Origin of the sequence: Paenibacillus sp. OK076, from assembly GCF_900110055.1 — a bacterium.
Lineage (GTDB): Bacteria > Bacillota > Bacilli > Paenibacillales > Paenibacillaceae > Paenibacillus.
Genome location: NZ_FOCH01000001.1, coordinates 1509484 through 1525824 on the forward strand (window position 1 = coordinate 1509484; position 16341 = coordinate 1525824).

The 16341-nt window shown below is 46.7% G+C and carries 16 protein-coding genes; 15 read left to right on the forward strand and 1 reads right to left on the reverse strand.

The features are described from left to right. The first annotated feature begins 5 nt into the window (after positions 1–5). The 15 genes from fabG to BMY78_RS06915 all read left to right on the forward strand — a co-directional run bounded on the left by fabG (position 6) and on the right by BMY78_RS06915 (position 15041). Positions 6–755 (forward strand): 3-oxoacyl-[acyl-carrier-protein] reductase, encoded by a 750-nt coding sequence (fabG, locus tag BMY78_RS06845; RefSeq protein ID WP_090895894.1) that lies wholly within the window; start codon positions 6–8, stop codon positions 753–755. 151 nt (positions 756–906) lie between these two features. Continuing rightward, positions 907–1140: an acyl carrier protein gene (acpP, locus tag BMY78_RS06850; protein WP_024630176.1), complete on the forward strand. Its 234-nt coding sequence runs from the start codon at positions 907–909 to the stop codon at positions 1138–1140. Between the two features lie 180 nt (positions 1141–1320). Continuing rightward, complete coding sequence (gene fabF / locus BMY78_RS06855; RefSeq protein WP_024630177.1) at positions 1321–2559, forward strand: beta-ketoacyl-ACP synthase II; 1239 nt, start codon at positions 1321–1323, stop codon at positions 2557–2559. Between the two features lie 13 nt (positions 2560–2572). Then, on the forward strand, positions 2573–3271 hold the full coding sequence (rnc, locus tag BMY78_RS06860; RefSeq protein WP_024630178.1) for a ribonuclease III: 699 nt from the start codon (positions 2573–2575) through the stop codon (positions 3269–3271). Positions 3272–3460: 189 nt separating this feature from the next. After that, positions 3461–7030, forward strand: a complete 3570-nt coding sequence (smc, locus tag BMY78_RS06865) for a chromosome segregation protein SMC (protein WP_090895897.1) — start codon at positions 3461–3463, stop codon at positions 7028–7030. 75 nt (positions 7031–7105) lie between these two features. After that, positions 7106–8119, forward strand: coding sequence for a signal recognition particle-docking protein FtsY (ftsY, locus tag BMY78_RS06870; RefSeq protein ID WP_090895899.1), 1014 nt, complete (start codon positions 7106–7108; stop codon positions 8117–8119). Positions 8120–8263: 144 nt separating this feature from the next. Next, complete coding sequence (locus BMY78_RS06875; RefSeq protein ID WP_090895901.1) at positions 8264–8911, forward strand: PAQR family membrane homeostasis protein TrhA; 648 nt, start codon at positions 8264–8266, stop codon at positions 8909–8911. 260 nt (positions 8912–9171) lie between these two features. Beyond that, on the forward strand, positions 9172–9522 hold the full coding sequence (locus BMY78_RS06880) for a putative DNA-binding protein (RefSeq protein ID WP_076289483.1): 351 nt from the start codon (positions 9172–9174) through the stop codon (positions 9520–9522). Between the two features lie 65 nt (positions 9523–9587). Then, a complete protein-coding gene (ffh, locus tag BMY78_RS06885; protein ID WP_024630183.1) occupies positions 9588–10964 on the forward strand; it encodes a signal recognition particle protein in 1377 nt (458 codons plus the stop codon). A gap of 54 nt (positions 10965–11018) precedes the next feature. After that, positions 11019–11291, forward strand: a complete 273-nt coding sequence (rpsP, locus tag BMY78_RS06890; protein ID WP_024630184.1) for a 30S ribosomal protein S16 — start codon at positions 11019–11021, stop codon at positions 11289–11291. 23 nt (positions 11292–11314) lie between these two features. Continuing rightward, the gene (locus tag BMY78_RS06895; RefSeq protein WP_024630185.1) at positions 11315–11545 is read left to right on the forward strand and encodes a KH domain-containing protein; all 231 of its coding nucleotides are present in this window, start codon (positions 11315–11317) and stop codon (positions 11543–11545) included. A gap of 240 nt (positions 11546–11785) precedes the next feature. Beyond that, positions 11786–12298, forward strand: a complete 513-nt coding sequence (gene rimM, locus BMY78_RS06900) for a ribosome maturation factor RimM (protein WP_063564660.1) — start codon at positions 11786–11788, stop codon at positions 12296–12298. A gap of 1 nt (position 12299) precedes the next feature. Beyond that, positions 12300–13067 (forward strand): tRNA (guanosine(37)-N1)-methyltransferase TrmD, encoded by a 768-nt coding sequence (gene trmD, locus BMY78_RS06905; protein WP_090895903.1) that lies wholly within the window; start codon positions 12300–12302, stop codon positions 13065–13067. A 193-nt stretch (positions 13068–13260) separates the two neighbouring features. Beyond that, positions 13261–13641 carry a VOC family protein gene (locus BMY78_RS06910; protein WP_090895906.1) on the forward strand — a complete coding sequence of 127 codons (381 nt, stop codon included), beginning with the start codon at positions 13261–13263 and terminating at the stop codon, positions 13639–13641. Positions 13642–13784: 143 nt separating this feature from the next. Continuing rightward, complete coding sequence (locus tag BMY78_RS06915; protein WP_090895908.1) at positions 13785–15041, forward strand: hypothetical protein; 1257 nt, start codon at positions 13785–13787, stop codon at positions 15039–15041. 1 nt (position 15042) lies between these two features. On the opposite strand, the gene BMY78_RS06920 is transcribed toward BMY78_RS06915, so the two are convergent. Further along, positions 15043–16008: a polysaccharide deacetylase family protein gene (locus tag BMY78_RS06920; RefSeq protein WP_090895911.1), complete on the reverse strand. Its 966-nt coding sequence runs from the start codon at positions 16006–16008 to the stop codon at positions 15043–15045. Positions 16009–16341: the final 333 nt, after the last annotated feature.

Genomic DNA, 16341 nt, shown 5'->3' on the forward strand with positions numbered 1-16341 from the left:
TGATTATGTCTAAACCATTACAAGGTAAACATGCGCTCGTTACCGGTGCATCCCGTGGTATCGGGCGTAGTATTGCACTCGCTTTGGCTGAGGCTGGCGCCAACGTGGCCGTGAATTATGCGGGCAGTCAAGCGGCAGCTGAGGAAGTAGCGGAAGCGATTCGTGCCAAAGGTGTCGAGGCCATTACGATTCAAGCGAATGTGGGCCAGATGGACGAAGCCGAACAAATGGTCAAAGCTACGATTGAGGCGTGGGGCAACGTTGATATTCTTGTCAACAATGCTGGAATTACCCGTGATAATCTGATCATGCGTATGAAAGAAGAGGAATTTGATCAGGTAATCGAAACCAATCTCAAAGGAGTGTTTAACTGTCTTAAGGCGGTTACGCGTCCAATGATGAAGCAACGGTCTGGTAGAATTATCAATATCTCCTCTGTTGTGGGTGTGCTCGGAAATGCTGGACAAGCAAACTATGTTGCTGCCAAGGCAGGGGTCATCGGTTTGACGAAGGCATCTGCACGTGAGCTTGCCTCCCGCGGCATCACAGTTAACTGCGTTGCACCCGGATTTATTGAGACCGATATGACGAAGGAATTGTCCCAGGAGATCGTGGACAACATGTTGAACGGTATTCCGTTGTCCCGTCTGGGCCAGACGGATGAAATTGCCGGTGTTGTCACGTTCCTGGCTTCAGAAGCTTCATCTTATATGACAGGGCAGACACTGCATGTTGATGGTGGCATGTACATGTAATTCTTCCCGGACTTGAACAATAGTCGGGGAACAGGCGCTGGACGATCCGAAATGCCGGAAAAAGGCCGGGTTCCCCGGCCGGGAGCCGCATATGTCTTCTATGGCATTTTGCCTGCGATTCTCGTATAATACCAAGGAGGAGGTGAACCGGATGTCCGATGTATTGGAGCGTGTAAAACGCATCGTCGTCGACCGCTTGGGCGCAGACGAAGCTGAAGTTACACTTGAAGCATCTTTCAAAGAAGATTTGGGTGCTGATTCTTTGGATGTAGTGGAATTGGTCATGGAATTGGAAGATGAATTCGATTTGGAAATCTCTGATGAAGATGCAGAAAAAATTACGACCGTAGGTGAAGTTGTAAACTACATACAATCTCATACCTAAAGTCAATTCAGTCCCGCACCTGTTTTCGAACAGGCGGGACTTCTCATCATTCATTGGTTTTTCTCATTCCGCAAGCGGCGCTGGTCAAACGGATCTTCGGGTCCTGCTTGGCTAGACGTCTGCTTGCGGATATTCCCACAAAATAATTGCGTAATGCAGTCGATATAGAGGTGAGTCGGTTTGAAACAAAGAGTTGTAATTACCGGAATGGGCGTAATGACATCGCTCGGAAAAGATTTGGAAACGTTCTGGGGCAGTTTAATGGCAGGCAAGTCCGGAATCTCTCAGATTGAGGCGTTTGATGTAAGTGAATACACCACTCAAATTGCAGCCGAGATCAAGGATTTCAACCCTGAAGAATACATGGATCGCAAAGATGCACGTAAAATGGACCGTTTTGTTCAGTTCGCTGTGGCAGCTGGTTTCAAAGCCGTTGAAGACAGTGGTCTGAAAATTGACGAGAACATTGATGCAGAGCGTTTCGGTGTGTCCATCGGATCGGGTATCGGTGGATTGGGTACTTGGGAGGACCAGCATAATGCATTGCTGCAAAAAGGTCCTAAACGCGTAAGCCCATTTTTCATTCCGATGATGATCTCCAACATGGCTTCTGGCCAAATGTCGATTTCTCTCGGGGCGAAAGGTCCTAACATCAACGTGGTAACCGCATGTGCTACAGGAACACACTCCATTGGAGATTCCTTCAAGCTGATTGCCAACGGTGATGCGGATGCGATGATTTGTGGCGGTGCGGAAGCAACCATTAGACCAACTGGTCTGGCTGGGTTCTGTGCAATGCGTGCCATGTCTACACGTAATGATGATCCGGCGAAGTCGAGCCGTCCTTTTGATACAGAGCGTGACGGTTTTGTTATGGGGGAGGGCGCGGGTGTTCTGATCCTTGAATCCCTTGAGCATGCTCAAAAACGTGGTGCTCGTATTTATGGCGAAGTGATTGGTTACGGTCTCACTGGCGATGCACATCACATGACGGAGCCTGATCCGGACGGAGCAGCTCGTTGCATGAAGATGGCTCTGCGTAATGCGGGAATCGAACCAGAAGAAGTGGACTATATCAATGCACACGGTACATCAACACCTGTAGGTGACAGATCCGAAACGCTTGCGATCAAAAAAGCGTTTGGTGATCATGCGTACAAGCTTGCGGTGAGTTCAACCAAATCGATGACAGGTCATATGCTTGGTGCTGCTGGTGGCGTGGAAGCCGTAATCTGCGGATTGTCGCTGACACATCAGACGCTTGCTCCAACAATCAACCTGGAAAATCAGGACCCGGAATGTGATCTGGATTATGTTCCAAACGTTCCACGTCAAACTAAGGTCAATATTGCCATGTCCAATTCATTTGGGTTCGGCGGTCACAATGCCACCATTATTCTCAAAAAATTTGAAGCATAAGGGGCTAGTTCGTTTGAGTGAAGATCTGAAGCAGTTACAACACAAACTTCAAATCAAATTTGACAACAGGCAGCTTTTAAAACAAGCGTTTACCCATGCTTCTTATGTAAACGAACACCGGTTCAGTCAGCATCAGGATAACGAGCGTCTGGAGTTTCTGGGCGATGCGGTACTGGAACTGACTGTGTCGGAATACTTGTATCACTTGTTTCCTAACCGGCCGGAAGGTGAATTAACTAAGCTGCGGGCATCCATTGTCTGCGAGCCTTCCCTCGTCAAATTTGCTGAAGCGTTGGGTTTTGGGCAGTATGTACTTCTTGGTAAAGGTGAGGAACTGACGGGAGGACGAACTAGACCGGCTTTGCTAGCGGATGTGTTTGAATCTTTCATCGGTGCATTATATCTGGATCAGGGATTGGCGCCTGTCCGGACATTTCTGGATCAGCATGTATTTCCGTTAATTGTTCTGGGCAGCAAGCTGCAAATGAGCGATTACAAAACGGAATTGCAGGAACTCACTCAGCATCACAATATGGGAGCTCTGGAATACCGTATTGTTGAGGAACGGGGCCCTGCCCATGAACGGGAGTTTGTCTCCGAGGTCCATATGGGTCAAGAACGGCTTGGCAGAGGTACAGGACGTTCCAAAAAGGAAGCCGAGCAACAGGCTGCATCCGCAGCACTGGATCGACTGAAGCTTCCGGAAGCCTGAGCTTTACCGTAAGCGCATAGACAAACGAAGAGCAAAGAGCAGCCCGCGGGTCCGCCTGGCGGAATTTATCGGCCGGACTGCTTTTTGCTCTTTTTTTTGTAAGGAGGATCAGGATATTCTTTTCCTGTTCGATAACTAGGCGCTGAATGCAACAATTGAAATTTGCAAGAGGAGGTGACGGGAAACCCTATGTTTTTGAAACGGATTGAACTGGGTGGATTCAAGTCATTCGCCGACAAAACGGAAATGGAATTCGTTCGTGGCATAACCGCTGTTGTGGGCCCGAACGGAAGTGGAAAAAGTAACATTTCAGACGGCATACGCTGGGTTCTTGGAGAACAAAGCGCCAAATCACTGCGTGGTGGCAAAATGGAAGATATCATTTTTGCCGGCAGTGATGCACGTAAGGCTGTTAATTATGGTGAAGTTTCGTTGACGCTGGATAATGAAGATCATGCGCTTGCTTTGGATTTTGGTGAAGTAACGGTGACGCGTCGTGTACATCGCAGCGGAGACAGTGAATATTTTATTAACAAGCAGTCGTGTCGGTTGAAGGATATTACCGAATTGTTTATGGATACCGGGATCGGCAAGGAAGCTTACTCGATTATTGGACAGGGACGAATTGAAGAGATTCTGAGTACCCGTTCAGAGGATCGCAGGGGGATCTTTGAAGAGGCATCAGGTATTGTTAAATATAAATCTCGCAAACGGGATGCTACTCGCAAACTGGATGAGACGGAACAGAATTTGTTGCGTATTCATGACCTGGTGACCGAGTTGGAAGACCAGATTGGTCCGTTAAAGGAACAATCGGAGAAAGCAATCCACTACAAAGAATTGCGTGGACAGTTGAAATCACAGGAAATCTCCATGTATGTATATCAGATCGAACAAATTCACGCTTCATGGAGCAAAGCAAACCAACGACTTGAATCGTTGAAACAGGAAGAAGTCGGATTGGCCGCCATCGTCTCCACTCATGATGCCAAGCTGGAAAGTGACCGAAATGCACTGCGAACGCTGGAAACGGAGACCGAACAGCTGCAATCGGCCTTATTGCAATTCAGTGAAGCAACGGAGAAAAGTGAAGGGCTCGGGGAACTGCTCAAGGAGCGTTCGCGTCATCTGCAGACGAACCAGGAACAGCTTAAAGTGACGCTTGCAGCGAGTGAAGAGAGACATCGGGAGCGTGAAGCTGAGTTACTGGCATTACGCGAGAAGTTTTCCAAGCTTGAGCTTGAACTGAGTGACGTGAGAAACCGTCTGTCCGAAGAAGAGGCCAAACTCATCGGTGTCACTGGTGGTATTAGCCAACAGCAGGAGGAGAGCCTTAAAGGAAACTTGCTGGAACTGATGAATCAGATGGCTCAGACACGAAATGAAATTCGTTACGCGGACCAACAGAAAGAAACGCTGGAACGGCGAATGAATCGCGCGACTGAGGAATCCGGCAAGTGGGAAGGCCAGAAGGAAACGCTGGAAGCCCGCAAAACGGAGATTGAGAAGAAAGTCGTTCGCTTAGGCAAGGAAATCAGTGATCTGCGCGGTGGATATATTACGGAAAGTGAACGTCTCCAATCGCTGCAGAAGCTGCTTGAAGAAAGCCGGGGAACTGTTCGTAAATGGGAGCAGAAGCGTGAGGCCCAGGTCTCCCGTCGCGATACAATGAAAGAGATGCAGGATGATTTTGACGGTTTTATGCTGGGTGTCAAAGAAGTTCTTAAGGCGTCACGCAAAGGCACACTGAACGGGGTTCATGGAGCCGTTGCAGAGCTCGTTAAAGTGCCTGAGAAGATCGAGCTTGCGGTAGAGACAGCGATGGGCGCTTCCCTGCAGCATGTTGTCATGGAGAATGAATCGGTTTCCAGACAGGCAATCGCTTTTCTGAAACAACGCCAATTGGGCAGAGCTACGTTCCTCCCGTTGGATGTTATTCGTGCACGTACCATTGGCGCGGGTGAACGTTCGATGATTGAAGGCATGGATGGTTTTGTGGGAATTGGTGCGGATCTCGTACAATACGAATCCCGTTATGCTGCGATCATTGGAAGCTTGCTCGGTAACGTCATTATTGCGGAGAAGCTGGAGGATGCCAATAAGATCGCTGCTCGCTGTCAATATCGTTTCCGGGTCGTAACCCTGGAAGGCGATGTGGTTAACGCGGGTGGTTCCATGACTGGTGGTAGCCAGCACAAGAAAAATGGTAGTCTGCTCAGCCGTAAACGGCAGCTGGATCAGTTGGATCAGGATATTTTGGATACTGAAAATCAGATCGTAAAACTGCATCGCAGTGTGGATGATATAAAAGCCCAACTGGAGCAGTGCCAGGATAAGCTGGACGAGCTGCGTCAGTCCGGAGACGACACCCGGAATGCAGAACAGCAGGCTTCAATGGAAATGAAGCAGGTTGAGCATGAACTGCGCCACGTACTGGAACAGGTTGCCGTAGCCGGGCAGGAGAAGAGCGGGTTTACTGAAGAAATCAAAGAGATGGATACAGCCCGTGATGTCGCTGTGAAGAAGCTGGAGCAGCTTGAGGAAGAAGAGAAGGCGACCCATCGTGCCATTCATGCGGCAGAATTTGCGCGTAAAGCGAATGAATCCGCGAAGGAGGAATTGCAGACTCAGCTCACTGATCTGAAAGTCCGAGAGGGGAAACTGGATCAGGAGCGATTCTCCAACGAGGAGCAATTACGCCGTCTGGAGCGCGAAGTGGATTCACTGGTGAAGGAGCTTCGTCAAAATCGTACGTTGCTGGCCTCCATGGAAGCCGATCTGAAGAAAACAGAGACTGAAAGTGTTAAACAGATTGAAGATCTTAACCAATACAAGCTGAAAAAAGCGGAATCCGCACAGGAGCTGGACTTCAAGCGTGCTGCCCGAAGCGAACTGTCGAAGAAGCTTGAGCTTGCCGAGAGTGAAACGAAGGAACAGCGCACACAGCTGAAAGCTGTGGAGGAACAGATGCGACAAACGGAAATTTCCGTGAACAGACTGGATGTCGAGTTGGAAAACATTTTGCGCAAACTGATGGATGAGTATGAGCTCGGCTATGAACTTGCCAAAGAGCGTTATCCAGTACCGGAAGATGTGGAGAGCACACAGGCTGAGGTGCAGAAACTGAAGCGCAGCATTGCGGCTCTCGGCGATGTCAATCTGGGAGCCATCGAGGAATTCCAGCGGGTTAACGAACGGTATGAGTTCCTCAGCACGCAGAAGAATGACCTGGTCGAAGCCAAGACAACGTTGTATCAGGTTATTCGAGAAATGGAAGACGAGATGGCCAAACGATTCAAGGCAACATTTGATGCGATTCGCCGGGAGTTTGGCACTGTCTTCACCAAGCTGTTTGGCGGAGGACGCGCGGATCTTGTATTGATGGACCCTGAGCGCTTGCTCGATACGGGCATTGATATCGTCGCCCAGCCACCAGGCAAAAAGCTGCAAAACCTGCAGCTATTATCCGGTGGGGAACGAGCGTTGACCGCAATGGCACTCTTATTCGCTATACTGCATGTTAAGCCTGTACCGTTCTGCGTACTGGATGAAGTGGAAGCGGCGCTGGATGAAGCCAACGTGGTGCGTTTTGCCCAGTATTTACGTGAGTTCTCGGAACAAACACAATTCATCGTTGTTACACATCGCAAAGGCACAATGGAAGAAGCGGATGTGCTGTATGGTGTCACGATGGAAGAGGGCGGAGTATCCAAGCTCGTTTCGGTTAAACTGGAAGATGAGGAAGCTGTCATTGCCTAATCTTTGAGTTGGTGGTCACGCATGAACTCATCTAATATCATTTAAACTAAGAAATGTACACGATGGAGGGGCTTTATGAGTTTCTTTAAAAAGCTGAGAGACAGCATTGCAAGCAAAACAGAGTCGGTTACCAAGCAGTTCAAGGACGGGTTGGAAAAGACGCGTAAAGGTCTTGTAGAGAAAGTGTCGGATCTCGTTATCCGTCGTAAAAAAATCGACGAGGAATTCTATGAAGAATTAGAAGAAATTCTGATTGGAGCCGACGTAGGTGTCAATACGGTTATGAAACTGATTGAAGATCTGCGTGATGAAGTCAAAAAACGCAAAATTGAGGATGCGGCTGAACTACAGCCTGTATTGTCCGAGAAACTGACGGATTTGCTTCGTGGAGAGCAGAATAATGAATTGAAAATGAATCCGGATGGCATTACGGTCATTTTGTTTGTCGGTGTTAATGGTGTGGGTAAAACAACAACGATTGGTAAGCTGGCCCATCGCTTCAAACAGCAGGGTAAAAAGGTCATTATGGCAGCAGGCGATACGTTCCGTGCCGGAGCGATTGAGCAACTCGAAGTATGGGGACAACGTGCCGGTGTGGAAGTCATCAAGCAGCAATCAGGTTCTGACCCTGCCGCTGTAATGTATGATGCGGTGCAGGCTGCGAAACAGCGGGGTGCTGATGTATTGCTCTGTGATACTGCGGGCCGTCTGCAAAATAAATCGAACCTGATGGACGAACTCAACAAAATTTACCGTGTCATTCAACGTGAAATTCCGGAAGCACCACATGAAGTATTAATGGTGCTGGATGCAACTACTGGTCAGAATGCACTGAATCAGGCCAAACTCTTCGGAGAGAAGAGTGGGGTAACCGGACTTGTACTGACGAAGCTGGACGGTACCGCCAAAGGTGGTATTGTTGTTGCAATTCGTCAGGAGTTGGATCTGCCTGTGAAGCTGGTCGGACTTGGTGAAAAAATTGATGATCTGCAGCCGTTCGACTCAGAGCAATTCGTGCATGCGTTGTTTGCCGGACTGATCCAGGAACAGCCAGCTGAAAGTGCTGAAGATGAGGAAGCCAGTTCCTAGAACCATTAATAAATAGGATGAATGAATAGCGTTAACCGTATTGCCAGTGATATACGTGATAAGTGTCACGTGTAATGTCACTGGCAATACGTGTATAATGGGAATAAAGAAGGCAAGGCTAAAGGGCTAGAAAGGACGGTTGATATGGCCAATACCTATACCTATTCCCGCCGTGAGGAAGTCGCCAATGCGGTGACTCATGGAATCGGAGCTGCGCTCAGTGTAGCTGCACTGGTGCTATTGATTGTATTTTCGAGTATGAAAGGCACGGCTTGGCATGTGGTCAGTTTCACGATCTACGGGATCACTATGCTGCTGCTCTATACGAGCTCTACACTCGTGCATGCATGGAAAGATGGAAAAATGAAAGATTTATTTGAGATTTTCGACCATTCTTCCATTTATTTGTTTATTGCGGGTTCGTACACTCCGCTTTTGTTTATTGCTGTTCGCGGCACACTTGGTTGGACCCTGTTCGGTGTAATCTGGGGAATCGCATTATTCGGCGTGATCTTTAAGGCGTTTTTTACGAAAAAGTTTCTATTCATGTCCACGATTTTCTATATTGCGATGGGCTGGCTCATCGTTATTGCCTGGCAACCGCTTATGGCTGCCATTCCTACAGGCGGAATCGTGCTGCTGGTTGCAGGAGGCCTGATGTATACACTGGGTACGCTTTTTTATGTGTGGCGTGGATTTCCGTATCACCATGCGATTTGGCATCTCTTTGTGTTAGCAGGCAGTATTCTTCATTTCTTTATGGTACTGCTGTACCTGACACCACTTCGCTAGAACACGGTAGATAGCGTAAAACGAATCGGCTTCATCTGTGGAGGCCCATTCGTTTTTTGTTCTATATAAAGGATGCAGTAGGTCGTATTCTACTGTATAGGAATGGCTAAGATCAACCGTGTAGGCACGAAAAATGAGTGCAAAATGAACGTTTTTATTGTGACAAGTATTTTTGCTTGACAACCTGATTTGTTTTAGGTATTATTAGGAACGTTGCAAGAGTGTAAAGTGTTTTTCCTTGACGAAGGGAGTGCCCCGTTATGAGTCAAGAAAACCGGCTTGAGAAGACAAACCGGATTAACTTGCTGTTTGCTTTCTATGAACGGTTGCTTACCGAGAAGCAGCAGACTTTTCTAAAGTATTACTTTCATGATGATTTTTCACTGGGCGAGATTGCAGCCGAGTTCGAGATCAGCCGCCAGGCGGTATACGAGCATATCAAGCGTGCCGAACAAGTGCTGGAAAATTACGAAAGCAAGCTTGGCTTGCTGGAGAAGCACGAACGGCGCAACCGTAATCTTGAAGATTTGCAAAATGCATTGGAGCGCGCAGGCGTTTCCATTGATAACAACCAACAAATAAACGATATTATTCAACAGCTCAGAGAGTAGTTCGTAAGAGTTGAACGAAACGTATCGGTTCTGAAAACAGTATTACAGCTTAAGGAGGTGGGATCATGGCATTTGAAGGATTAACGACCCGATTGCAGAATGTGTTCAGCAAGCTGCGCGGCAAAGGCAAGGTGTCTGATGAAGATGTTGCCGAAGCTATGCGCGAGGTACGTCTGGCATTGCTCGAAGCGGATGTAAACTTCAAAGTGGTCAAGGAATTCATCGCCAAGGTGAAAGAGAAGGCTGTCGGCAAAGAAGTGATGGAAAGCTTCACGCCCGGAATGGTCATTATCGACATCGTAAACAAGGAACTGACGGATTTGATGGGTGGAAGCCAGTCGAAACTGGCCAAAGCCAACAAACCGCCTACGGTACTGATGATGGTTGGTTTGCAGGGTGCGGGTAAAACGACTACATCCGGTAAACTGGCCAAGATGCTGCAAAAGCAAAATAGCAGACCGTTACTTGTTGCAGGAGATATTTATCGTCCAGCAGCGATCAAGCAGTTGCAAGTGCTCGGCGAGCAGATCAAAGCGCCAGTATTTACACTGGGAGATCAGACAAGCCCTGTAGAGATCGCACGTCAGGGTCTGCAGCACGCCAAGGATAACGGTAATGACTACGTCATTATCGATACGGCTGGACGTCTGCATGTCGATGAAGAACTGATGGAAGAGCTTCGTCAGATTCACAGCGTAGTGAACCCGGATGAAGTACTGCTTGTCGTAGACAGCATGACGGGTCAGGATGCAGTTAATGTGGCAGAACACTTTAACCAGCAGCTTGATCTGACCGGGGTGGTTCTGACTAAGCTTGATGGAGATACTCGTGGTGGTGCCGCGCTTTCGGTTAAAGCAGTCACCGGTTGTCCGATCAAGTTTGCTTCTCTTGGAGAGAAGCTGGACGCACTTGAGCCTTTCCATCCAGAGCGTATGGCTTCACGTATTCTTGGTATGGGTGACATGCTCTCTTTGATTGAGAAGGCACAGTCCAACATTGACACCGAAAAAGCCAAGGAAATGGAACGGAAGATGCGTAATGCAGAATTCACGTTCGAAGATTTCCTGGAGCAAATGGACCAAGTGAAAAAGCTGGGGCCAATCGATCAGATCATGGATATGATTCCTGGTATGGGCAAGATGAAACAAGCCAAGGACCTGAAGGTTGATGATAAACAGATGGGCCGGATCGAAGCGATCGTGTACTCCATGACGACGGAGGAGAAACGTAACCCGGATATGATTAACCATAGCCGCCGGAAGCGGATTGCTACAGGTAGTGGAACATCCCTGGCCGAAGTAAACCGTCTGATCAAGCAGTTTGATGAGATGCGCCGCATGATGAAACAGTTCTCAGATATGATGGGACCTAAAGGCGGTAAGAACAAAGCGATGAAGCAGCTTAAGGGTCTGGGCAAAGGAATGAAGTTTCCTTTCCGTTGATTCCAATGGCAGCTGAACGATATACAGATTTCATTGAAGGAGGTGAATTTTCAAATGGCAGTTCGTATTCGTCTGAAACGTATGGGTGCTCACAAAGCTCCTTTCTACCGCGTAGTGGTATCGGATTCCCGTTCCCCACGTGACGGTCGTTTTATCGAGGAGATCGGTTACTACAACCCGGTTGAACAACCGGCTGTTGTTAAGATCGATGAAGATAAAGCATTGCAATGGCTTCAAAACGGTGCGCAAGCATCCGACACTGTCCGCAACTTGCTGAGCAAAGCGGGCGTGATGAAGAAGTTCCACGAGTCTAAATTGACTAAATAAGGTGCTGATTCGGAGGGTCATCTATGGAAGAATTAGTAAGCATAATTGCTAAGGCTTTGGTCGATCATCCGGAAGATGTGGCGGTTCGGACGGTTGAGAAAGATCGGCTTGTCGTATATGAGTTAACCGTTCATCCTGACGATGTTGGGAAAGTGATTGGTAAACAGGGACGAATCGCAAAGTCTCTTCGTACGGTCGTCACATCAGCAGCAGTTAAGATGGATAAACGGGTAACCGTCGATATCATATCTTAAAGATATACGAAAGGGGGTTAGGATGCATGTCCTAGCCCCTTTTCGTGCATGCTGAAACTTAAATAATAGGATTGAAATAGCTCGTCAAGTATGATGATCTGCTGACGTAGTGAAGGGCACGGAATCGATTCTGAAGAAGCGTTAGGATAATAGCGATCCGAAAAATGATCCGTAACCGGAACGGCAGCAGGGAGATCATCACATATGAGTACCAATATGAATGGATTGTAGGAGGAAAGTATGGCAGAGTTTATGAATGTAGGTAAAATCGTCAATACGCATGGCATTCGCGGCGAGGTGAGAATCATGCCTTTAACTGATTTCCCGGAAGTGCGTTTTGCGAAAAATGCAGAGTTGTTTTTCTTTACACCAGATAATCATCCAGTCATGGTTAACGTGGAATCTGCACGTTTGCATAAGAATATGTATATTCTTCGTCTGAAAGAGTATGGCAACATTAATGAAGTAGAGAAGTTTAAAGGCGGCATGGCCAAAGTGTTAAAAGAGAATCTGGCAGAGCTGGAGGAAGGTGAATACTACTTCCATCAAATCGTTGGGTGTTCTGTCATCACCGAAGAGGGTGAAACACTTGGAACCATCTCTGAGATTTTGACTCCTGGAGCGAATGATGTATGGGTTGTCAAAACGCCGGCAGGCAAAGAAATTCTGCTCCCGGTTATTGATGATGTTGTTCTTGATGTGGATGTTACAGAGAAGCAAGTCAAGGTTCACCTGATGGAAGGGCTGCTGTAACATGAAAGTGGATGTATTAACCCTATTCCCGGAAATGTTTGACGGTGTGTTCGGAACCAGTATTCTGGGTAAAGCCCAAACCAAAGGGCTTGTATCTCTGGGAGCAACAAACTTTCGGAATTTTGCGACCAATAAACATAATACAGTCGACGATGCACCTTATGGTGGAGGTGGAGGTATGGTATTAAAGCCAGACCCCATCTTTGCTGCTGTTGAAGATGTATTAGAGCAGCGGGGCGAAGCTGCGGCAACGATGAAACCGCCACGTATTATTCTAATGTGTCCGCAAGGTGAGACGTTCACACAGAAAAAAGCAGAGGAACTTGTACAAGAAGATCATCTGATTTTTATTTGCGGACATTATGAAGGCTACGATGAGCGTATCCGTGAATTTCTCGTGACGGACGAGTTGTCGATTGGTGATTACGTGCTGACGGGTGGCGAGCTGCCTGCGATGGTGGCGATCGACAGTATTGTGCGCCTTATTCCGGGTGTGCTTGGCAATGAGACAAGTGCTGTAACGGATTCCTTTAGTACCGGATTGCTTGAATACCCGCATTATACACGTCCTCCCGAATTCAGAGGTATGAAGGTTCCAGATATGCTGTTATCCGGACATCATCTGAATATTGAGGCATGGCGCAGAGAGCAATCCTTGCTTCGTACGCTGGAACGTAGACCCGATATGTTGGAGACGGCGGACTTGACGGACAAAGAACGAATTTGGCTAAATAAGATTCGTTCCGAACGTGAAAAGAATGTTGAGTAATTTGATGGTATTTCGTTTGAGCACGTAAAATAATCTCTTTCGAAAGTCTGAAAGACCAGCCTAGTGATATATAGGTTGGTCTTTTTTTATATTGAAGAATGTGAAAAAACTGGATTTTCATCGGCAGGTACTATAAAATGTGAGTATAATATGAAACTTGGTTTCATCAAATGAAACGAAAGGTGGCGTATATATGTCTTATCACTTTTATGGTCTTGACCATGTGCAACTTGCTGCACCAGAAGAGTGTGAAACGGATGCACGTGATTTTTTTATTAAAGTGTTAGGTTGGAACGAGATTCCCAAACCTGAAATGTTGAGAAAACGTGGTGGTGTTTGGTTTCAATGTGGCATGCATCAAGTACATATTGGAGTGCAAAAAGATTTTGTTCCCGCTATAAAAGCACATCCGGCATTTCACGTACAGAATTTAGATGCGTTGCGTGACGTTCTGAATCGTAACCATATTCAAGTCATTGATGATGAAGCGCGGACTGATGAAGGTGTAAAAAGGTTCTATATCAATGATCCCTTTGGAAATCGACTTGAATTTCTAGAATGGATTAAGCCATAAGCTAACAAGCTTACTCCTACTATTGAACACTCTTGCCGCTTTGAACATTTTTGCATGTTCCGAAATGGGGTTGTATAAACTGAAAAATTTCTTTATGGTGATCTCAGCTAGAAGCGTATGACGACATGCTGAGGAGGAAGAATATGAATTATCAGCCTTATGAAGTTGGCAGAGTGAATATTAGTGAAGCTGGAGAGCGCTGCAAGATGCTTCTGGGGGATCTGAATGGAGATGGCAGGCTTGAGATGCTGTTGGTACAGGCAGATGGGGGCATAGACGATCGTTACGTTCCGCATCAGGTATGCTGTTTGTCGGCATATGATCTGGATGGAACATTAATGTGGCAGGTCGGAACACCAAATCCGGACGCAGGCGGTCCAGGATCAGACTATCCCGCTCAGATTGCAGATTGGGATGGGGACGGAAATAATGAAGTGCTGTGTGTAATGAACAAACAATTTCTTATTCTGGACGGAAGAACCGGGGTGATAAAGAAACGTCATGATTTGCCTGGAGAGCAAGCGCATGACTGTATTATCCTTGCAAACCTGACTGGGGACCAACACACAATGGATATCCTGCTGAAGGATCGGTATAAGACGTTATGGGCTTTAGACCATGATTTCAATGTGTTGTGGAAGCATGAAGGCAATATAGGTCATTTTCCGTGGGTATACGATATCGATGGGGATGGCAAGGATGAAGTGATGGCCGGGTATGACATGCTGGATCATGATGGAACATTATTATGGTCCTGTCATAATCTTGATGATCATGCAGACTGTATATGGTTTGGCGATGTGGACGAGGATGGAGAGGTTGAAATTGTTATCGGTGGCAGTGTCACGGTGATGATGGATCGGCACGGTAATGAAAAATGGCGATATGAGGATTCGATTGAATCACAGCATATTGCATTGGGGAAATTTTATGGCGAAAGACAAGGATTACAGATTGCAGGTCTGGATCGGATTATTCGTGGAGATGAGAATGGTAAGGATGGACTATTTATGCTGGATCGCGACGGAAAAGAACTATGGAAAGAAGATCGTAAAACTCGTGGCTGGTTAACCATTATTGAGCCTGTACGCAACTGGGATGACAGCGGGCTTGACTATATCCTGGCTTATCGCCGAGGTGGGGGCGACCTGCCATCTTTGATTAATGGTAACATGCAAACGGTTGCAGCGTTCGGAAAAGAGGGCTATGCCGTACACGCAGACTTGTGTCAAAGCGGAAGGGAACAGGTCATCATTTATGATGCACATGAGGCGGTGATCTATTCCAGCTCAGTGATGGATGTAACCACTCCAACCTCTGTGAACTTAAAAAGAGCCCAGCTTCAGCCGAAAAGGCTGTATAGCTCGACTCTTTATCCAGGCGGGGAAGTTTCAATCTAACTTAATGACTGATCTCTACGACAGGAAGGATTTCCTGTTGGTCTGATTCATGATGGAGCAATGCAGCCAAATCGGTTCCTGTTGTAACCGTTAATCGTGGGAGCTTCATAGGATTATCCCCAGGTCGAACAAATCCTGAACGTACGGAAAAGGCCATGCGATATCCATTTTGCTGAAGTTGATAGATCATCTGTGTGCTGGTATAACCAAAAGGGTAGGCAAGATATGGCGTATCAATACCCGTTTCTTTCATCAGCTTTACGTCATCATTCAACAGGCTTGTGTCGAGTCCAACAGGTACGTTGTCGCCGCAACGCATATATCCTTTGTGATGCAGATTATAGGTATGGCTATTGAACTCAAAGACGTCTTTAGCGGCCTGCATCTCCTGTTTGGAGATAAACGTATTTTTGGTTGGATCAAAAGCCGAAGGCTGATCCTGAATTTTGCTGCCGATTACAAACAGGGAAGCATGGAAATTATATTTTTTGAGCACAGGGTAGGCTAACGTATAATTGTTCTGATATCCGTCATCAAAGGTGATGACAATTGACTTTTTGGGCAGGGAGATCTGTCCATTCACGTATTGCTCTAGCTGCTCCAGTGTAATTGTGTTATAGCCTTCTTCATGCAAATATTTCATGTTTTCTTCGAAATCTTCCAGATTAATGATCGATTTGTTGTTTGATTCGTGATTGTTGATTTTGGGCAGTATGTAATGATACATCAGTACAGGTACTTCAGTAGCCGAACCTGGTGCGATGTGAAAGGTAGCCAGATCAAGTGCAGGTTTGCTGGAATAGTCGGAGTGAGACATTAGAAATGCCTTACGTTTGACCATATCCCAGGACGTGCATGCTTTGTGAGACATTGCATTGGTAGGATGAGTTACCGCATACGCATACATTGTAATGGTACAAGTGAGTAATGCGAGTGCAGCAAGAGCAATTTTTTTGAAGTGTTTCATAAGTCGATTGGTTCTCCTTTTGCCATTTCATTTCTTCGTGGAATTAGATTTTAGATGCTCAGCACGTAATCCAACAAGCTATATCATAGACGATCTTTCTTGACAGAAAGTTACAGTATTTTTTCCGTCTCATGCTTGACTTATTCCAGAATACTAATTATGACAATCCATAGGGGCGAATCTTCGATGTGCATAAAGGAATTGTGCAGAAAAGAGGATGGGAGAGATGTAGCTTAATGGGAATGTAATGTGACTATAATAGAATTCAGGATTTGTTTAAGATGAACGTTATAGTGGATAACGACTAATTGGAATAAAGGTCATTAAAGAAGG